Source organism: Thermotoga petrophila RKU-1 (assembly GCF_000016785.1).
Taxonomy (GTDB): Bacteria; Thermotogota; Thermotogae; order Thermotogales; family Thermotogaceae; genus Thermotoga; species Thermotoga petrophila.
Genome location: NC_009486.1, coordinates 1,580,644 through 1,600,701 on the forward strand (window position 1 = coordinate 1,580,644; position 20,058 = coordinate 1,600,701).

Genomic DNA, 20,058 nt, shown 5'->3' on the forward strand with positions numbered 1-20,058 from the left:
CCCCCGTCAGAGAACCTTCTTCCAGACAACCGGTACTTCGGGCAGGAACTTGATGGGAAGCCTGGGATGGTACGGTATGACTCTCACCGCGTAGAACCATCCGGGAGATCCAAGATGACCAAGAACACCATTGGTGTAAGTGTAAACGAATAGATCGTTCTCTTTCCTGTACCTTCTGATGTGTATCACTTTCCACACTTCGAGATCTTCCATTCCCTCTCCTCTTCCAGCCACAAGTTCGACTATCACGTCGTTCGGTGTGAGATCGCCCAGTTTTACAGTTACTTCTACGCTCTTCGAATCTTCAAGAACGATGCGCTCTATGGAAACATTCTCCCAGTTCTTGAGGATTCTTTCTTTCCAGGCTCCGATTTTTTCGACGTTTTCTCTTCTCTCCAGCCATTCCCTGTTCACAAGTCCCTTTATGTAGAATTTCTCCGTGTACTCTTTGAGCATGCGGGTGGTGCTGAATTTTGGAGCCACGCTCTTTATGCTTTCTTTCATCATGAAGATCCACTTTTCTCTGTTTTCGTAGTAGGTGGGGATTATTTCGTTTTCGAGAAGCTCATACAGAGCCTCGGCATCCTTTGGATCATCCGCTTCTGTTTCTGGAAGCACGCTTTCATCACCTATCACCCATCCGTTTCTGCCGTTGTATCCCTCAACCCACCAGCCATCGTATACACTCGCGTTCAGAACACCGTTCGCTGCAGCTTTCATACCACTTGTCCCGCTTGCCTCCATGGGCCTCCTTGGATTGTTCAACCACACGTCAACACCCGACACCATGAGTCGAGCCATTCCGATGTCATAGTTTTCGAGTACGATGATTTTGTTCTTGAAATCGGGCATCTGTGAAACTTCGTAGATCCTTCTGAGAAACTCCTTTCCACCTTCGTCTCTCGGGTGGGCCTTTCCAGCGTACACAATGTAAACCGGCCTCTCGGAATTATTGACAATTCTCTTGAGTCTTTCCAGATCGCTGAAGAGCAGGACGGCTCTCTTGTAAGTTGCGAACCTTCTGGCAAAACCTATGATGAGCACGTTTTCACTGATCTCCGGCAGTGGTTCGTTGATTCCAAGCCTTTCGTTTCTCCTTTTGATGGATTCTCTTATGTAATCTATGAATCGTTTCTTTGCGTTCAGATGCGCTTCCCAGAGTTCTTCATCGGGTATTCTGTCAACTCCGTACCATATTCCTTCGAGGTCAGTGTGTTCCCTCCAGACTCTACCGAGGTACCTGTCGAACAGTTTTCTCATCTCGCGGTTGATCCAGGTTCCCATGTGGACACCATTCGTGATGCCTTCAATGGGGATCTCCTCCACCGGAACTCCCTTCCAGACATTTTTGAACATCCTTCTCGATACGTCAGCGTGAAGTTTGCTCACTCCGTTTATAAAGGAGGAGGTTCTCAAAGCAAGATACGTCATGTTGAAATTTCCGTCTTCGTCTTTTCCAAGGTTCATAAGCAGTTCTTTGGATTCGAATCCTTCGAAGAACTTTGTCAGCTTCTTTTCCACGAAATCGAACGGGAACCTGTCGTGACCTGCGGGGACGGGGGTGTGTGTCGTGAAAACTGTGGTCTGTCTGACGATCTCAAGGGCCTCGGTGAAGGAATATCCTTCTTCCATGTAGCTCTTTATCCTTTCGAGGGATGAAAAAGCGGGATGACCTTCGTTCAGGTGGATGACTCCAGGTTTTATCTTGAGAGTCTTCAGGAGTTTCATTCCACCAATGCCGAGCAGAATTTCCTGGGAAACTCTCACATCAGGCTCGGGATTGTAGAGATAGTCGCAGATCTTTCTGAATCTATCCTCGTTTTCCTCGAAGTCAGTGTCGAGAAGATACAGTTTCACCCTTCCGACCTGTACCTCGAACACACGCGCTTTTACAGTATCGTTGTCTATGGGTACTTCTACGATCACCTGGTTTCCGTCTTCATCCCTGAGAGGTTTCATCGGGAGTTCTTCGATGTCGTATTCTGGAAAGATCTCGATCTGTCTTCCGTCACTGTCTATCTGTTGAGTGAAATACCCGTGTTTGTAAAGAAGACCTACGGCTATGAGAGGAAGGCCAAGATCACTGGCTGATTTGAGGTGGTCTCCGGCAAGGATACCGAGTCCTCCAGAGTAGATCGGAAGTGCTTTCGTCAGTCCGTATTCCATACACATGTAAACTATCTTTTCGTCCCATTCGGGATAGTTCACGTTGAACCAGGTGTCTTCCCTTTCCATGTAGTCTGTGAATCTCTCGAGCGTCAGTTCGTAGAGAGCGATGAAGTCCTCGTCTTTCGATAGTTCTTCCAGTCTTTCCTTTGAGACTTCTCTCAGTATTTTGACGGGATTTCTGTGTTCCTCCCACTTTTCTGAATCGATCATTCTCCAGAGTCTCTGAGCAGGTCTGGACCAGCTCCACCAGAGGTTGTAGGCAAGGCTCTCGAGCTCTTTCAGGTTCTCGGGAAGTTTCTCCAGCACAATTTCTCCTCCTCTCAGAGAGGTTTCTTTCAGAAGTATTCTACGTTGATTATAAGATGGTGTCAATTAAAAAATATTTCTGTAAACCAGAATATAGACATGATTAATGAAAGGAAATCTGAAAAGGACAGACTCCTCAGGGGAGGGTGATGAAGAAAATTCAGAACCCAGCCACTTCGTAGAGTTTGTAGGCTATCTCGTGTGTTTTCTTCTTCAGTTCCTCGAAGTTTCCACGGAAGATTTTCCACAGGATCTTTGTCGTGTAGAGAAGAGAGAATCTGGAAAGCATGTTTCTGAGCTCTTCCGTGTTTTCGCTTGGAACTTTCACCATTATTCTGTCAAGCCACTCCTCATAAACACCGATGTGCAGTGAAGAACCTTCTGTTTCGTCTATGAGAGAATTTATAGAGTGAACCAAATCGTAGAGATGGAAGTACTTTGTGAGCTGAGAGATGAGTTTTTTGTCCACGTCCCAGTTGAGCTCTGCGGGTACCGGTTCATAATAAGAAAAAAAGACCACGCCGTTTGGAAAATCCGCCGATGAGATCTCGAGTTCCCTTTCCATGAAAGCCTTGTTGTCGTAGTAACTCATCATAAAAACCGGCACCTTTTTCATCAGGAGTTTCAAATCTTCGGGATGAACTTTCAAGCTTCCAATTTTCATGTTCAGGTTGAGTGAAACCTTCTGTGGTTTTACAAAGAAATCGAGTCCTTTGTGAACTATGTGTGTCATCTCCCGCCCTCCCTGTACCATTCGATGAGATCAGAGAGTATCTTCTTTGAGAAATTCATACCATCCTCGCTTAAAAAAATTTTACCATTTTTCACCTTCAGATAACAAGGGTACTTTTTCTGTAACTTTTCTAGCAGGGGAAGGAGAATTTTCACCCGGTTTAACTCTACTCCTTCCTTTATCCTCAAACCCATGAAGACTGTCTCCAGCGCTTCCTCTTCTTCTGTGTTTTCGTGCACGTATTCGTAAGGTAATTCTCCTTTGGTGATTTTTTCCTCGTACTCTTTAAGATCAGAGGCGTTCACGTATCGAAACCTTCCGATGTGCCCACCTGCGGAAACACCGAGTCCCAGATAGTTTTCATTTCTCCAGTAGAAGAGGTTGTGAAGAGATTTCTTCCCTGGTTTGGCAAAGTTCGAGATCTCGTATCTGAGAAATCCTCGTTCTTTCAGAAATTCAACGAAAAGGTCGTGCCTCCTTTCCACATCGTCTTCTTCGGGGAGTTCTACAAGACCTTTCTGAATGAGATCGAAAAGTCTTGTTCTTTCGTCTACCTCGAGGAGATATAGCGAAACGTGCTGAGGGGGAAATTCTTCAAGGAAACGGAAGTCTTTCTTCAGTGTGATGTCGGTCTCACCAGGAAGTCCAAGAATAAAATCGAAATTCACGTTTTCGAACTGTTCCAGAACTATCTTCGCTTTTTTCTTGAGGGTTTCTTCTTTGTAGAGCCTTCCAGCGTTCTTCAGCACAGTGTCATCGCAGGCCTGAACACCGAGACTGATTCTGTTGATTCCGATTTGTTTGTAGATTTTCAGTTTCTCTGTTTCAACAGACTCCGGGTTGACCTCGATGGTTATTTCATCTGGTGTGAAACCTCTGGAGACTCTCTCCAGTTTTTCCAAAACCATTTTCAAAAAAGAAGGAGGGACAACGGAAGGAGTCCCTCCACCGAAGTAGACGGTTTTTATCTCGCTTTCGCTGAGTACTTCTTCGTAGAGATCGATTTCTCTCAGGAGATGAGAGAAATACTCGTCAAATTTTTCAGAGACAACAGAGTAAAAATCGCAGTACACACACTTGCTCTTGCAAAAGGGAACATGGACGTAAACAGCGAGTTTCATGACTTTTTGCTTTCGATCAGCTCCTTCAGTTTTTCAAAATTCACTTCGTACTCGTAGAGAGGTGTCCTGTCACCTTTTCTTGCAAGTTCCTCGAAGGTCTCTTTGTTCTTGTTCACGTAGAATATTCCAAGCGGGAGTTTTTCAGTTTCAATGGCTCTTTTGAAGGCGAGTTCTCTGTCTGTGGGGTCGTGGTCTTTCAGATAGTACGTGTTTTCCCTGTACCATTCGTAGGTGTTCAACTTGTTGAAGGTGACACAGGGCTGAAGAATGTCCACCAAAGCGTATCCCTTGTGTTTCATCGCTTCCTTCAGTATGTCTTTTGTGAACTCTATGTCTCCTATGAAAGTTCTTGCAACGAAGGAAGCATCGAGCGCTATGGCAACAGCCAGAGGATTGAACGGTTCCAGAATCACACCGTCCACCTGCACTGGTGTTTTGAAACCTTTCAGACTCGTGGGAGAAGCCTGACCCTTCGTGAGACCGTAAACCTGGTTGTCGTGGACTATGTTCACGATATCCGGGTTTCTTCTGATCGTGTGTATGAAGTGGTTTCCACCTTCACCGTACATACATCCATCTCCACTCTCTGCGATCACGAGAAGGTTCGGATTCGTCGTCTTTATCGCCGTTGCCACGGGAAGTGCCCTTCCGTGAAGTCCGTTGAACATGTTAACTCCAACGTACTGGGGCATCTTCGCCGCCTGGCCTATACCCGATACTATGACCACCTGTCGTGGATCGACGTTCAGTTCCTCCAGCGCCTTCATGAGAGCGGTCCTTATTCCGAAGTTTCCGCACCCCGGACACCAGGCGATGTCCCTGCTTATGTATTCATCCAGCCTCATTCACAACACCTCCGCTATTTTCTCTTTCAGCTCTTCGACGGAGAACTGAAGACCGTTGTACTTTAGGATTCTGTCCTTTATATGGAAACCCGTCACCTGGCGGATCAGATTCGCGAACTGCCCTGTCGCGTTTCCTTCCACTGCCACAACTTTCTCGGCCTTTTCGAAGTATGTCGCGACGGACTCATCGATCGGCCAGACCTGAGAGAAATGAAGGAGCGCCACACCGTCAAGGCCTTCTATCGCTTCCTTTATCGGCTCCAGAGTGGAGCCCCATGCCACCAGGAGAACGCGGTAGTTTTCATCACCGATCAGTTTTGGTTTCACAATTTCTTTTTTCAGAGTTTCCCCTTTTCTGAGTCTCTTGTTGACCATCCTCACACGGGTATTGAAGTCTTCAGTTATGTGACCGAACTCGTCGTGCTCGTCGCTGTCGACCCTCACAAGACCCTCACCGTATCCGGGAATTCCTCTTGGAGAGATACCGTCTTCGGTGATGGCGTATCTGATGTAATCCCTGGTTGTTTTTATGAAGTGTTTTTCTACTTTCAATTCGTTCAGATCAAAACCGGGAAGATTGTAATACGAGTCAACGAGGTACTGATCCGTCAGGACGAAGACAGGCACCTGATATTTGTCGGCGACGTTGAAAGCTTTCTGCGTCAGATAAAAAGCCTCTTCCACGTTTCCGGGAGCATAAATGACCCTTGGAAAATCTCCGTGTCCGGCGTACAGAGCCAGGTTCAGATCTCCCTGCTCCGTTCTTGTGGGAAGGCCGGTAGCGGGTCCAGGTCTCTGTGCCAGATGGATCACAGCGGGCGATTCTATCATTCCTGCAAGACTGAGTGCCTCTTCCATGAGGGCAAAGCCTCCACCCGATGTGGTGACAAGACCTCTCGCACCGGCGTACCACGCTCCGATGATCATGTTCATGGCGGCGATTTCGTCTTCTGCCTGCTCCACCACTATTCCGAAGTCGTTCTTGTGCTGGGCAAGGAAAACAAGCACGGAGGTGGAAGGAGACATGGGATAGGAGGAGACAAAATTACAGCCTCCAGCGATCGCTCCAAGTCCCACAGCCTCCGCCCCATTCAGAAGAACTTCATTCTTTATCGATGGATCCTTTTCAACGTCGAATTCGATTTTCTGAGAGAGTTCTTGACCTTTCTTGTATCCTTCCAGCGCAGCGCGGATGTTGTCGTTCACGATGTCTTCACCTTTACTGCTGAACTGTCTGGTGATCTGGTCTTTCAGAGCGGATTCATCGGCGCCGAGCAGTCCAGAGAGAAAACCTATGGCAACTGAATTCGCGTATATGCTCTTTCCAATCTGTTTTGCTATGTTCAGGAATGGAATCACGATCTTTTCTCCGGGTGATTCTTTGATGAACTCTTCCTCTCCGATGACCAGTGTTTTTTCCGTGATACGATTCTTCAGCCTTTCTGTGGCCCCCTTTCCCAGGGGTATGAGCACGTCTATTCTGTCAACGAAGGAACGAACCCTTCTCGATGAAACCCGGATCTCCGTGGTGTTGTTTCCTCCTCTCACTCTCGACATGTACTCTTTGGTGGCAAACACATGGAATCCGGAGTCTTTTAAAACCCGTGTCAGAACGTTCTCGACCGTTTGTATTCCCTGTCCCGCTTCTCCGCTCAGGACGATGCTCACGTCTTTCATTCTGAACCACCTCTCTTTTTGAACTTGTTTTTGTAGAGAAGATCGTCCGCTCTCGCGAGCGCTCTTTCTATCGGCATGAAACCGTCTATCTCTTCATAACCAAAGGAGAATTCTATTTTGAAGGGCAGGTCTACATCTTTAAGGTTTTCTTCAACTCTCTTCAAAACACTGGCAGCGTTATCTTTGGTGCTATCGACGAGTACCAGAAGGAACTCGTCACCACCGTATCTGAAAACAAGATCCGACTCTCGAACGGTTCTCTTCAGGGTTTTGACGAATTCGACGAGTGCTTTGTCCCCCATGAGGTGGCCGTAAGTGTCGTTTATCATTTTCAAACCGTCCACATCCATGATCACCAGAATGGACTTCTTCTGGTTTCGCCTGAGCCACGCCATGTGAGAGAATATCCACTCGTTGAAGTAGTGCCTTGAATAAGCTTCGGTTAAAGGATCTTTCAGTGCGAGTTCACGGTACTTTTGATGAAGATGGTACTCTCTCAGATAGAGAGACACCACTTCCGCAAACGTATTGAGAACGCCAAAGAATGAAGGTGCTATGTTTTCATTCGACAGAAAAACCATGTGGTAAGAAGGTATGTTTTCATCCTTCAGATTCACGATGATGTAATGAGCACCTTCTTTCTCCAGTTTTTCTATTTTTTCTGTCTCTTCTCGGGATTTTCCAAAATCGAATTCCGGTATCTTCTCCATACCCATATGAAATACGGGGATGTCCCCTTCGAATACGATTCCCCCTGTGAAAACATTACTCGCTTCTACGATCTTCTGCAGGGCCTCTTTGAGAAATTCTTCGGCTGAGATGGGTTTTCTGAAAAGGAGCAAGAGGGTGAATATGGTGCTCATGATCTTTTGAAGTTGCTGTTCGTTTGTCAGAGTTTTTCTCATGAGAAGATAAGTGCTCGTAAGGTTTCCCAGTGATTTCAAGACCTTTTTTGAAAGTTCTGAAAAGCCAAAGTAAGGACTGTCGAGGGCGATGTTTCCCACGAATTCGTCTCCAGAAAATATACCCACAACGAGGCTCTTTCTCGTACCTCGGAGAGTCTTTTCAAAGAATTTCCACATGTCGTCTGGAAAAAGTCCCCTGTCATAGTCAAGGAAATCAACCTCTAATGGATCTTTTCCAGCTCTGAACAGATATCTGGATGGAAATCTTTTTCCAAACAGATCTACAATGTGTCCCCTCGAGGCAACAAAGACCCAGTCTCCTGATGGGGTGATTCTGGAGACGCTCCCTTTTACTGCTTCCGGAACAACTTCCATCGCGATATCCAGGATTTTCTGAAAGAACTCTTCTTCAGGCGAGTTCGGATCGAGTTTTGAAAGTCCATCAACTATGGTATCGAGGCTCTTTTCCAGCTGTCTGTAGTACTCGATCTTCCTTCTCACATGACAGAAAAGATAAAGCGCAAACACAAGAAATCCGAACGAGACAACGTAGAAAAAAACTTGCAAACTATTTCCCCCTCACAATTCCAGCGATTCTCCCGGCTCAAGAATCACACATTCAACACTCATTTCCGTCACTTTCTTCTTGAATAGTTCCACATCCGCGAAGATGAGTTCCCATGTTCCATAATGCATGGGAACAACCTTCTTCGGTTTTATCATCGCCGTTGCTCTCACGGCGTCTTCCACGTCCATGACGAAATTTCCACCGATTGGAAGAAACGCTACATCCACGTTCTCTTCTCCGAGAAGTTCCATCTCCCTGGTCAAACCGGTGTCTCCTGCGTGGTATATCTTTTTTCGCTCGAGCGTGATGAGAAAGCCAGCAGGATTTCCTCCGTAGATCATACTGTCTCCATCGAGAATTCCAGAGCCATGAACGGCAGGTGTCATCTTCACCCTGCCAAAATCGAAGAGGTAGCTTCCACCTATGTGCATGGCATGGGTCTTCACACCTTTTTTTCCGAGGTAATGGCAGATTTCGTAGTTGGATATCACCGTGGCATCGTTTTTCTTTGCTATTTCTACAGCATCCCCGAGGTGATCTCCGTGTCCGTGTGTCACGAGTATGTAATCGATCTTTGGAAGATCCTCTAATTTTACAGGACAAACCGGATTTCCTGAAATGAAAGGATCGATGATGATGTTTTTCTTTCCCTCTATCAGCACCACGGCGTGTCCCAGGAATGTGACTTTCATGTTACCACCTCCTACTTTAGATTATACTCTTTTCGGAAATTAACGTTGAAGAAGGAATGTGTTCGTTGAAAAATTTTTCTTTCTGTACTGGTGTTTCTTCCGGTGTGATGTTAGAATAGTTCTACGCAGATGCTTTTTCGGGAGGTGATTTCTAAGTGGAAAGCACCAGTCTTCCTCCGTAAAAAAGCAGTCCGAGGAGGTGTGAAAATGAAGATCAAGGTAGAGATCGATCTTCAGGAATTGATCGAAAAAGGAGACTTCAAGACACTCAAAAGAGTTCTCGAACAACAGGATCCCGCCGACGTGAAGGAGATGATTGAAAAGCTTCCGCCTGACCTGAAAGTGGTCGTTTTTAGACTCCTTCCCAAGGATAAGGCCGCTGAAGTGTTCAGCGAACTCGAACCCGATGATCAGTTGGAACTCATAAAACTTTTCAGAGAGGAACGGCTGAAGGAGATTTTCGAATCGATGGATCCAGACGACAAGGTAGAACTGCTCGAAGAGATGCCCGCGAACGTGGTGAAGAAGCTCCTTTCATACCTTCCTCCACAGGAGAGGGAGGAATTGCTTCACATCCTGAATTATCCCGAAGATTCTGCGGCAAGGCTTGCCACCACAGAATACGTAGAGCTTTTCGAGGATATGACCGTCAGGGAAGCACTGGAAAAGGTGAGAAGAGAAGGAAAGAAGAAAGAGAACATCTACTCTCTCATGGTGATAGATAGAACAAGAAAACTCAAGGGAACCGTTGAGCTCAGAGACATGATCGTTGCCGATCCCGATCAGAAGGTATCGGAAATCATGAACAAGGATCCTGTTTTTGTTCACGCCACTGATGACCAGGAACTCGCGGCGGAACTCATGAAGAAATACGACCTGATCATACTACCGGTAGTTGACAGCGAAGAGAGATTGATTGGTGTGATCACCTTTGACGATCTCGTTGACGTCATCGAAGAAGAGGCAACGGAAGACATACAGAAGATGGCCTCAATGAGTGTTACTTACACACCCTATTTCCACACTCCTGTATGGAAGTTTATTTTGAAAAGATCCCCATGGCTTGTGGCGCTTCTTCTTCTTGAAAGTATAAACAGCAATATCATATCAGGCTATGAAAAATTCCTCGCATCAATACCACTGATAGCAGCCTTTATTCCAACGATGATGGATGCTGGAGGGAACATTGGTTCTCAGATATCTGCTCTCATAATAAGAGGAATGAGTTTAAACGAGATAACCGCAAAAGACTGGTGGAAGGTTCTGCTGAGAGAATCTCTGATAGGTTCTATCTTAGGTTTTATTCTTGCGGGTGTTCTGTACCTGAGGGCTTTTCTGATCTCTTCTGATCCCACATTGAATTTCGCCGTTGCAACAGCCTTACTCGTAGTAATTCTGTATGCAAATATCTTGGGCGCGCTTCTTCCCTTCATCGCCCGTATCTTCAAAATTGACCCGGCCTTCATGGCAGGACCGCTTCTCACCACGATCGTCGACGTGACAGGCATCATGATATATTTCTACGTGGTGCACAGTTTCTTGAGTTGAAGAGGAGAGACCATGGTTAAGCTGATAATCAAGTTTGGCTTGATAATAATCTCTTTCGTTGTGTTGTTTTCAAATGCCCTTCTGGGGCTTCTTTTCTTTTTCCTGCTTTCCCTTCCTGTGGTGAGAAACGCTGTTTTGGGAAGACTTCCGATAAAATTGAAAAAATCGGTAACGGGCAATGTTTACACTTACGAATACAAAAATGGCCTGAAAATGGACATATATTATCCATCTGTGAAAAGAAAGAGTTATCCGTTCGTGCTTTTTGCACACGGTGGTGGATGGATCTCCGGATACAGAAGGCAGCCCAACAACGTTTCGTGGTACAGATTTCTCAATGCAAACGGTTTCGCTGTGGCGACATTTGACTACAGATACGGTTACTTTCATTACATCGAAGATATTCTGGAAGATCTGAAAAGTGCTGTCTCTTTCCTGAATGAAAACAGGGAGCATCTTTTGATTAAAAACCTGAATCTCATGGGACTTTCAGCGGGAGGGCATCTCGTTCTGTACCACGCGATGAGATCTTCGAAGGAAGGAAAAAAAGATTTCGATGGTCACGTGGTAGCCTGGTACGCCCCCTGCGATCTTCTCGACCTGTGGAGCATGGAGACATCCTCTCTCTTTGCGAGGTTCTCCGTTGCCACAACATTGAAAGGGTTTCCTGTACGAAAGAAAGAAGATTATGTGTTCTACTCTCCTGTAGCCTGGGTGAACCCGAAGGCACCTCCCACCATGCTGGTTCACGGCATGAAAGACGACGTTGTACCCTACATCTCATCTGTTAAAATGTACAAAAAGCTCAGAGAAAACGGAGTGGAAGCAAAACTGAGACTTCATCCGGAAGGGAAACACGGCTTCGAGTTCGTTCTGAAAGATCCTTTGACGGTGAAGATCCTCTACGAAACGGTCTCGTTTTTGAAGAGGTGAAAGTGTGTTCGAACACGTAAAGGTGCCTTCCGATTATTCTCTCGGATACGTTCACAGGACAAAGAACGTCCGAATTTCCATTCTGAAGTTCAAATCGACCTATCCAGACGCAGAAAAAGGAACGGACCCTGTGGAGGTGTACATCTTCTCTCCGAAGAGGAGAAAAGTAGGATCGGTGATGATACTTCAAGGACTTGGAAGCCGAAACGTTCTGTATCTTCTTCGGATGGCCTACTACCTTTCCAAAAGGAAGATAGAGGCGGTAGTTCCCGTTTTGCCGGGAAACTTCACCCGTGTAGCACACGGTTCTGTGAGCGGAAAGGATTATTTTTCCTCCGATCTGGGGAAGATGACCAGGTTCTGGGAACACGCTCTCACAGATCTTCTCAGTCTTTTGGAACTTTTGAAAGTTAAGAAGATGTGGCACGAGAGAAACTGCCTCTTTGGATATTGCCTTGGAGGCATGATCGCTGTTTTACTCAACGCACTGAGCAGTGATTTCAAAAAGACGATCATTATGATGGCGGGTGGTGACTTTGCCACTCTGTTTTGGAGGTCACCCACTCTGTCTTTTGTGAGACGTGAGCTGAGAAGTGGAAAGGGAGAAGAACACGGAATGACGAACGAGGAGAATTTCTACGATGTCTACAGGAGCGATCTGGAGAGGCTGAAGGAATTTTCCTCGGTGCAGGAGATGTTGAGTTCAAACATACATCCCCTTTTGAAACTCGATCCGCTCGCTTACGCGAAGTTCGTGGATACCTCACGGATCGTGATGCTGGAAGCGATGTTCGATAAAGCGCTCCCAAAGAGCACAAGAGACATTCTATGGGAGCATCTTGGAAAGCCCAAAAGGATAAAGGTTCCATCAAGTCACGTGAGCTGGCTTCCCTTCCAGGTGCTCGCTGCCAGGTACATAATGAAGCTTCTCAAAGAACAGGGCGCTGAGGATTGAGAGATTGATCTTCTCGCTTTCTTTTATCTTCCAGAATTCCAGCGGATCCGGTTCACCGCAGATGTCCGCTCCCAGGATCTTTCTCAAGGGGATGTGACGGAGCACGTTGAGAAGATCTTCCAGCGAAACTCTCCCGCTCTCCCATCCCGTTATCCCGATATCCAGAACATCTTTGTCAATACTCAGATACACCGGATGTCTTCCGAGGAGTTTCAGGATCTTCTGCGGATCCGTTTCAGAGTAAAACACTCTGTGGATCTTTTCCTGTTCCTGAGTGCCAACAACCACAACTTTTACCAAATGTTTCAGTTTCAGAGCTTTTCTGATCCAGCTGTCGCAGGTGAGGAACTCTTCCTCTCTGGCATCGAGGTGATTGTCGAAAACAACCAGTACGAAAGGTCTCTTTATTTTCTTGATGATGAAGTAGGTGAGGTGGTGGAACTCTCCATCGCCCAGAAACGTCACTCCCGGATGTGAAGGAAGGATGTTTTCAATTTCAGGAATCTTTTCGGGAAGGATCATGTACCTGATGCCTTCGATTTTTTTGGAAAACACAAACTCAGCGAGAGATTTTAGAGTCCGCTGTTCTTCGTAAACTCCATTGAAATCGAGGATGTGGATGTGAGGAGGTATCACAATAACACCTCCTCAGCTTTCCACCATCCTTTCCAAAAGAGACCTCAAGAGGCCTTTCAGGACTTTTTCCTCCCTCTCCGCCGTTTCAAGGAGAAGCCTGGGATCTATCTTCTTTTTTTCAAGTTCATCTTTGTATGCCTCTATCCAGCGTTTCATGGTTCTGGCTCCCACTTCTATATGGAACTGGAGCCCCACAGCCTTTCCATAGACGAATCCCTGGTTTTCATACTTTTCAGAAGTAAAGACCCTGGTTGCTCTGCGTGGAAGATCGAAAGTATCTCCATGCCACTGAAACACCCGCAGTCTGTCTGGAAATTCTCTGAAAAACTTATTGTCGGAGACCTTTTCAACAAAATACCAGCCTATTTCTTCTCCGTTTTTTCCTCTGTAGACACTCGCCCCAAGGACTTTAGCGAGCATCTGAGAACCCAGACATATTCCAAGGAACGGGATTTCTTTTTTCAGGATCTCTTCTATCAACTGAAATTCGTACTTCAAGAAAGGGTATTTCTCTTCCTCGTAGGCTCCCATATACCCTCCAAGAAGCACCACGAGAGAATACTCTTCGAGAGGCCTTTCGAGTTTTTCCCCTTTTGGAGTGTCCAGATAATCGAAACTCCAGTTCTTCTCCCTGAAGATATCTTCCATCATTCCAAGGTCCTCTATCTCGACGTGTCTAATAGCGAGCACTCTCACACTATATTCCTCCTTCAAGATGAACTCGAAAGACACCGTCTTTCAGTTTGAAGAAGAGATGAGGATTGAAATCCGATTCAACTATATTCCCTTCGATGGTCTTCAAAAGAAGTCCGTCTTTTTTATCGATGAAGTAAGAGACCCCAGTGGGTAGTCTGAACAGGACCTCCAGAACGCAATCTTCTGCCTCGAAATAAAGCGGAACGTTCATCTTTTGGAAATTGAATCTTATATTCAAAACACTGTCTTTTGTTTCAACCCGTGTGAACCTGTTTTCTTCGAATTCGCCCTTCACCGTGAAAGCACCTTCTTCAAAAGAAAGTTCAAATGTATCCCTCGGTAGCTCGACCTCCACCATCTTTGGCCCGAATCTTTTCCAAAGAGAACCCTTCACGATCAGATTTGAGCCAGCTTTTGATACTTCTATTCCGCTTGACGTGGACACCCTGAACTTTTCGCCTTCAATGAATCTGACAGTGAATCCCCCGCTTTTGAACAAGATTCTATTCACACCGGTGAAAACCTGATATTTTCCAGGTGCTGAAACAGATTCGTATGGCCACACAAGAAGCAGTATCAGAAAAGCGGAAAAGACACCCACGCTCAGGAAGTACAACCACTTTTTCTTCACGCTGAGGTAGATGAAATAAATACCGAAAGTTATCAGCATCATCGGCCAGAAGAGACCAAGATTGTGAAATATTCTTGTGAAGAATGAAAGAGAGAAAAGATCCAGAAAGATCGTTGTAAGGAGCAGAACTCCCAGGAAAATGAGAAATATACCAAATATTATCTTCATTTTTCATCTCTCCTCAGAAGAAGGAGAACACCAAAGATCACTAACAGAACGCCAAGAACCACCTTCCATGCCACACCGAAGAAGATTGGGAAAAAAGCGGACGCGAGAAAGACAATTCCCAAGAAGATGAGAAGGCCACCGACTAACACTTTCAACCCTTCTGCGTTTTGAAGTGGTTTTTCTTCGCTTTCTGTTTTCCCCTCTTCCTCAGGTATGATCAACCAGGCGATTATGTAGAGCAGAAGACCCGCTCCCCACGCGAGTGTGATGAGAACCCAGATCAATCTTACGAGAGTCGGATCGACGTTGAAGTACTCCGCAAAACCTCCACAAACACCCGCTATGATCCTGTTCTTTCTGGACCTTTTGAGCTGTTTCATAAACATCCCCCCTTTCAGAAGATTTTAACATAAAAGAAATTAGACATCCCTTATTTTATGGTAAAAAATTCATAAAGAAGGTGAGAATATGAAATGCAAACTGGGGTTAGAGAGGTGTCCAGATGATATCCTCCGGTGTTTCCCCAAGATTGAGCAATCCTTCGGAGTGGTGATTTTCGGTGCTTCTGGTGACCTCACAAAGAGAAAGCTCATTCCTGCTTTAAACAGGTTGTTCGAAGCAGGCATTCTACCTGATCGTTTTTTTGTTCTCGGTGCGGCACGAACGAATATGGATGATGAAGAATTCAGATCCAGATTCGAAGCTCATCCTGACTTTTTGAGACATTGCAGTTACATCAGCGTGGATTATCATAATCCCGAGAGCTTCAAATCGTTGAAAAACACCATCGAGGGTTTCATGAAAAGAATCAATTCCAACAATTTGGTTTTCTATCTCGCTGTTCCACCGGATCTTTACATCCCTATTTTGGAAAATCTCTCGAAAGCTGGATTGAACAGGAAACCCGCGCGCGTCGTGATTGAAAAACCGTTCGGGAAAGATTTGGAGTCAGCCAGAAAACTGGAAGACACTCTTCAGAAACACTTCCAAGAAGATCAGATTTTCAGAATTGATCATTACCTTGGAAAAGAAACCGTTCAGAATATATTGGTGTTCAGATTTGCCAACTTCATATTCGAGGAGATCTGGAACAACAAGTTCGTGGATCACGTTCAGATCACGATGGCCGAAGACATAGGAGTCGAACACAGGGCAGGATATTTTGAAAACGTAGGACTCCTCAGAGATATCTTCCAGAACCACATGCTTCAGGTCTTCGCACTGATCGCCATGGAACCCCCTTCCTCTTTCAATGGAGAAAATTTCAGAAACGAGCGGGTGAAGCTTCTCAGATCGATCAGACCACTCCCTGTAAAGGAGCTGGAAAACTGGATTGTCAGAGGTCAGTATGGAAGAGGGGTTGTAAACGGGAAAGAAGTTCCGGCTTACAAAGAGGAACCTGGAGTGGCTGAAGACTCCAATGTGGAAACCTTCGTTGCCATGAAACTCTTTGTAGACAACTGGAGATGGAGCGGTGTACCCTTCTATCTGAGGGCAGGAAAAAGACTCTGTAGAAAAATAACAGAGGTCGCCGTTGTTTTCAAGAAGATTCCTCACTCTATCTTTGCCGGTGTACCTTCAGACGAACTGGAACCGAACACGATAGTTTTCACTATACAGCCGAACGAGGGTATTTCTCTGGAATTTCAGGTAAAAAGGCCCTGTCCCGGCATGTTTCCACAGCTTCTCAGTATGGATTTCAAATACGAGAATTACTTCGGTGTGAAACTACCAGACGCTTATGAGAGGCTTCTTCTGGACGTTATACTTGGAGATGCCACGCTCTTCATGAGAAGAGACGACCTCGAAGTTTCCTGGGAACTTCTCGATCCCGTTCTGAAAGCCTGGGAGGATGACCCCGTTCGTTTCTCTCTCAATATATACCCAGCGGGAACGTGGGGACCGAAAGAAGCCGATCTCCTCATAGAGAGGGACGGTAGAAAATGGAGAAAACTGTGATATACCTGCTTGAAGACGGGTACGTTGATTTTGTCGTCGAGAAAATTCATAAGAAAATGAAAAAGCTTCTCGAAGAAAAGGAGAAGATCTTCGCCGTCCTCGCTGGTGGAAGGACCCCCCTTCCCGTTTATGAGAAACTGGCAGAACAGAAACTCCCATGGAATTGTATCCACTTCTTTTTGAGCGATGAGAGGTATGTGCCCATCGACTCAGATCAAAGCAATTTCAGGAACATAAATGAGGTCCTTTTCAGCAGAGCAAAGATCCCTTCCAGTAATGTTCACTACATTGACACTTCCCTTTCCATTAAAAAAGCCTGCGAGAAATATGAAAGGGAAATAAGATCGATCACCGACCAGTTCGACCTCGCTATTCTGGGGATGGGTCCCGATGGCCATGTTGCGTCCATATTCGATCTTGAAACGGGAAACAAGGATGTCTTTGTGACCTTCACTGACCCTTCTGGTGACCCTGAGGTTCCCAGAGTCACCCTGACGTTTCGTGCACTGAACACATCGCGGTACGTACTCTTTCTCATCAGGGGAAAAGAAAAGATAAACAGACTAGCGGAAATTCTAAAGGAAGAACCTCTTCCTGCCTACTTTGTGAGGGGCAAAGAGAAGACCGTCTGGCTTGTGGGAAAATAATTCGGAAATTGAAACTTATTCCAGTATGTGGTATTATTATGAAAAAAGAGAAGCGAGGTCGAAGGTTGTGATCTCTGAGAAAGTCTTCAAGCCAGTCTTCAAACTGTTCAGACGAAGAACGGGTGTTTTGGCTTTTGTTGGAATGATCATTCTTTTGTTTTACATCTTTCTGGCCATTTTTGCTCCTGTTCTTGCCCCCTACGATCCCACTGTGCGAGTGGGAAGGTCTTTGCAACCTCCTTCAGAGAAACACATATTCGGTACTGACAATCTCGGAAGGGATGTCTTCAGCAGGGTGATCTATGGCTCGAGAGTCGCTCTGATGGTGGCGTTCCTTGCCGTTGCCATAGCGTCCACGATAGGTATTCCCCTCGGTTTGATTTCTGGATACGTTGGAGGGGTTTTCGACCGTGTTTTAACCCTTGTTATGGATGCTGTTTATTCTTTTCCGGGTCTGATTCTTGCCATAGCAGTTGCGGCAGTTTTGGGACCTGGAATGATGAACATAGCCGTTTCGATTGCCGTTGTTTATGCCCCCACGTATTTCAGAGTGGTGAGAAACCAGGTTGCGAGCGTGAAAAACGAGCTTTACGTGGAAGCGGCAAGAGCACTCGGTGCGAAAGATTGGGAAATTCTGGTTAAATACGTGCTTCCCAACGTTTTTCCATCGATTGTGGTGGTTCTCTCCATGAACCTCGCTGATGCGATCATGACAGAAGCGGGTCTCAGTTTCCTTGGGCTTGGAATAGCCCCTCCCACTCCGGACTGGGGATTCGATCTCAGCAACGGTCAGAGGTTCATCTTGAGCAGAGCCTGGTGGGGTGTGTTGTTTCCTGGACTTGCAATCATCACTTCCGTTCTTGGTTTTTCCATGTTCAGTGAAGGGTTGAGCGAAATTCTCAATCCGAATATCGGGGAGAGAAGCAAATGAAGGTGCTCGAGCTGGAAAACGTGAGCGTGAGATACAAAACTGAAGAAAAAACTGTGAACGCCGTCGAAAACATCTCCTTCCACCTGGAGAAAGGAGAAACCCTGGGTCTCGTCGGTGAATCCGGTTGTGGAAAGTCTACCCTCGGTTTTTCCATAATGCGACTTCTTCCAAAGGGAACGAAGATTGATGGAAGCATAAAAATCGAAGGGACAGATATTTCATCTCTTTCGGACGAGGAAATGAGACAGATAAGAGGTTCAAAAGTTGCGATGATTTTCCAGGATCCGATGACGTCGCTCAATCCGATTCTCAGAATAGAGGATCATTTTGTGGAGATGATCCTCACCCACAGACCTGAACTGAGCAAAGAAGACGCCAGAGAACTCGCAGCGAAGGCCCTGGAAGATGTTGGAATAAACAGAAACAGACTGAAGGATTACCCGTTTCAGTTCAGTGGAGGAATGAGACAGAGGGTGATGATCGCCCTCTCCATAGTTCTCAATCCCGCTGTTTTGATCGCCGATGAACCCACCACATCTTTGGATGTGATAGTTCAGGCTCAGATAATGGAACTGCTCGAGAAGCTGACGAAAGAGCACAAAACCGCCATGATTCTGATCACCCACGATATGGGGCTGGTCGCGGAAGCCGCAGACAGAATAGGTGTGATGTACGCAGGGCACCTCGTGGAACTCGCATCGAAAGAGAGGATATTCACCAATCCTCTTCATCCATACACCGTTGGTCTTCTGAGGTCTATTCCGAACACGGATGTGAACGATAGAGAACTGAGATACATTCCCGGCTCTCCCCCTGATCTTTCGAATCCCCCTGAAGGTTGCAGGTTCGCTCCAAGATGTGAGAAGGCAATGAAAATTTGCTGGGAGAAAGAACCACCGGAGTTTGAAATAGATGGAACGCGCGTGAAATGCTGGCTTTACGGAGGAGATCAGAATGGCACTGATTGAAGTGCAGAACCTTAAAAAGTATTTCCCTGTGAAACAGGGACCAATAGATGTGCTTTTGAGAAAACCCAGGAAGTTTGTGAAAGCGGTGGATGGTGTGAATTTTCAGATTGATGAAGGAAAGAGTCTGGGGCTGGTGGGGGAGTCGGGATCCGGAAAAACCACAACGGGAAGAGTCATTCTGAGACTTGAAGAACCCACCGATGGCAAAATCATTTTTGATGGTAGAGACATCACAAAACTCTCAAAAGAAGAAATGAGGAAGCTGAGAAAAGAGATGCAGATCATCTTTCAAGATCCAATGGCCTCTCTGAACCCATACATGAGGGTGGGAAAAGCCATAGAACACGCCCTTGAAATTCACGGAATCGGAGACAGATCGTCGAGAAAAGAGATGGTGTTTGAGATGTTGAGGAGAGTGAATCTGGAACCCGCGGAGGATATCTACAGAAGGTATCCGAGGGAGCTTTCTGGTGGTCAGAGGCAGAGGGTAGTCATCGCCCGTGCTTTGATTTTGAAACCCCGCCTCGTGGTGGCCGATGAAGCGGTGGCTATGCTCGATGTTTCCGTGAGATCACAACTGCTGAGACTCCTTCAGGACCTCAGAAAGGAATTCAACCTCACCATGCTCTTCATCACACACGATCTCGCCACGACAAAATACGTCTGCGATGAAATCGCGGTGATGTACCTCGGAAAGATCGTGGAGGTCGGTGATTTTGAGGACATATACCTCAATCCAAAGCATCCTTACACACAGGCTCTTATATCCGCCGTACCGGAACCTTCTCTCAAGAAGAAAAAGAAGTTCATCCCTGAGGGAGAAACACCAAACCCGATAGACGTGCCATCTGGATGCAGGTTCCACCCGCGCTGCCCTTACAGAATGGATATCTGTATGAAAGAAGAACCTCAACTCAAGGTTGTGGAGGAAAATCACAAGGTGGCATGTCATCTTTACAACTGAAGGGAG

Annotated in this window: 19 protein-coding genes; 8 read left to right on the forward strand and 11 right to left on the reverse strand. The window is 46.2% G+C overall.

Annotation, left to right across the window (positions count from 1 at the left end; genetic code table 11):
* Window positions 1-6 precede the first annotated feature (6 nt).
* The 7 genes from malP to TPET_RS08115 all read right to left on the reverse strand — a co-directional run bounded on the left by malP (window position 7) and on the right by TPET_RS08115 (window position 9,016).
* On the reverse strand, window positions 7-2,475 hold the full coding sequence (gene malP, locus TPET_RS08085; protein ID WP_004080201.1) for a maltodextrin phosphorylase: 2,469 nt from the start codon (window positions 2,473-2,475) through the stop codon (window positions 7-9).
* A 160-nt stretch (window positions 2,476-2,635) separates the two neighbouring features.
* Window positions 2,636-3,208: a hypothetical protein gene (locus tag TPET_RS08090; RefSeq protein ID WP_011944001.1), complete on the reverse strand. Its 573-nt coding sequence runs from the start codon at window positions 3,206-3,208 to the stop codon at window positions 2,636-2,638.
* Window positions 3,205-4,329 (reverse strand): radical SAM family heme chaperone HemW, encoded by a 1,125-nt coding sequence (gene hemW, locus TPET_RS08095; protein WP_004080203.1) that lies wholly within the window; start codon window positions 4,327-4,329, stop codon window positions 3,205-3,207. Before hemW ends, TPET_RS08090 begins: the two co-directional genes overlap by 4 nt.
* Window positions 4,326-5,174 (reverse strand): thiamine pyrophosphate-dependent enzyme, encoded by an 849-nt coding sequence (locus TPET_RS08100; protein ID WP_004080204.1) that lies wholly within the window; start codon window positions 5,172-5,174, stop codon window positions 4,326-4,328. The genes hemW and TPET_RS08100 overlap by 4 nt, the downstream gene beginning before the upstream one ends.
* Entirely contained in the window at window positions 5,175-6,851 is a 1,677-nt protein-coding gene (locus TPET_RS08105) for a 2-oxoacid:acceptor oxidoreductase subunit alpha (RefSeq protein WP_004080205.1), read from the reverse strand.
* The gene (locus tag TPET_RS08110; RefSeq protein WP_011944002.1) at window positions 6,848-8,323 is read right to left on the reverse strand and encodes a sensor domain-containing diguanylate cyclase; all 1,476 of its coding nucleotides are present in this window, start codon (window positions 8,321-8,323) and stop codon (window positions 6,848-6,850) included. Before TPET_RS08110 ends, TPET_RS08105 begins: the two co-directional genes overlap by 4 nt.
* A gap of 12 nt (window positions 8,324-8,335) precedes the next feature.
* Entirely contained in the window at window positions 8,336-9,016 is a 681-nt protein-coding gene (locus tag TPET_RS08115; protein WP_011944003.1) for a metal-dependent hydrolase, read from the reverse strand.
* A gap of 207 nt (window positions 9,017-9,223) precedes the next feature.
* On the opposite strand from TPET_RS08115, the gene mgtE reads away from it, so the two are divergent.
* From mgtE to TPET_RS08130, 3 genes are read left to right on the forward strand one after another with little or no spacing between them, the layout of a single operon-like run.
* On the forward strand, window positions 9,224-10,564 hold the full coding sequence (gene mgtE / locus TPET_RS08120; protein ID WP_011944004.1) for a magnesium transporter: 1,341 nt from the start codon (window positions 9,224-9,226) through the stop codon (window positions 10,562-10,564).
* 12 nt (window positions 10,565-10,576) lie between these two features.
* Window positions 10,577-11,497: an alpha/beta hydrolase gene (locus tag TPET_RS08125; RefSeq protein ID WP_011944005.1), complete on the forward strand. Its 921-nt coding sequence runs from the start codon at window positions 10,577-10,579 to the stop codon at window positions 11,495-11,497.
* A gap of 4 nt (window positions 11,498-11,501) precedes the next feature.
* A complete protein-coding gene (locus tag TPET_RS08130; RefSeq protein ID WP_011944006.1) occupies window positions 11,502-12,452 on the forward strand; it encodes an alpha/beta hydrolase in 951 nt (316 codons plus the stop codon).
* Here the strand turns inward: TPET_RS08130 and TPET_RS08135 are convergent.
* The 4 genes from TPET_RS08135 to TPET_RS08150 are packed head-to-tail and all read right to left on the reverse strand — an operon-like array spanning window position 12,366 to window position 14,963.
* Entirely contained in the window at window positions 12,366-13,088 is a 723-nt protein-coding gene (locus TPET_RS08135) for an arginase family protein (RefSeq protein WP_011944007.1), read from the reverse strand. The genes TPET_RS08130 and TPET_RS08135 overlap by 87 nt on opposite strands.
* A gap of 12 nt (window positions 13,089-13,100) precedes the next feature.
* Entirely contained in the window at window positions 13,101-13,784 is a 684-nt protein-coding gene (locus TPET_RS08140) for a type 1 glutamine amidotransferase (RefSeq protein ID WP_004080220.1), read from the reverse strand.
* Window position 13,785: 1 nt separating this feature from the next.
* Window positions 13,786-14,583: a hypothetical protein gene (locus tag TPET_RS08145; protein WP_011944008.1), complete on the reverse strand. Its 798-nt coding sequence runs from the start codon at window positions 14,581-14,583 to the stop codon at window positions 13,786-13,788.
* Window positions 14,580-14,963 (reverse strand): PspC domain-containing protein, encoded by a 384-nt coding sequence (locus tag TPET_RS08150; protein WP_011944009.1) that lies wholly within the window; start codon window positions 14,961-14,963, stop codon window positions 14,580-14,582. The genes TPET_RS08145 and TPET_RS08150 overlap by 4 nt, the downstream gene beginning before the upstream one ends.
* A gap of 88 nt (window positions 14,964-15,051) precedes the next feature.
* On the opposite strand from TPET_RS08150, the gene zwf reads away from it, so the two are divergent.
* The 5 genes from zwf to TPET_RS08175 all read left to right on the forward strand — a co-directional run bounded on the left by zwf (window position 15,052) and on the right by TPET_RS08175 (window position 20,052).
* On the forward strand, window positions 15,052-16,542 hold the full coding sequence (gene zwf, locus TPET_RS08155) for a glucose-6-phosphate dehydrogenase (RefSeq protein WP_011944010.1): 1,491 nt from the start codon (window positions 15,052-15,054) through the stop codon (window positions 16,540-16,542).
* The gene (pgl, locus tag TPET_RS08160; protein WP_011944011.1) at window positions 16,527-17,189 is read left to right on the forward strand and encodes a 6-phosphogluconolactonase; all 663 of its coding nucleotides are present in this window, start codon (window positions 16,527-16,529) and stop codon (window positions 17,187-17,189) included. The genes zwf and pgl overlap by 16 nt, the downstream gene beginning before the upstream one ends.
* Window positions 17,190-17,256: 67 nt before the next feature.
* A complete protein-coding gene (locus TPET_RS08165; protein ID WP_011944012.1) occupies window positions 17,257-18,120 on the forward strand; it encodes an ABC transporter permease in 864 nt (287 codons plus the stop codon).
* The gene (locus TPET_RS08170) at window positions 18,117-19,088 is read left to right on the forward strand and encodes an ABC transporter ATP-binding protein (protein WP_011944013.1); all 972 of its coding nucleotides are present in this window, start codon (window positions 18,117-18,119) and stop codon (window positions 19,086-19,088) included. Before TPET_RS08165 ends, TPET_RS08170 begins: the two co-directional genes overlap by 4 nt.
* Window positions 19,075-20,052, forward strand: coding sequence for an ABC transporter ATP-binding protein (locus tag TPET_RS08175; RefSeq protein WP_011944014.1), 978 nt, complete (start codon window positions 19,075-19,077; stop codon window positions 20,050-20,052). Before TPET_RS08170 ends, TPET_RS08175 begins: the two co-directional genes overlap by 14 nt.
* Window positions 20,053-20,058: the final 6 nt, after the last annotated feature.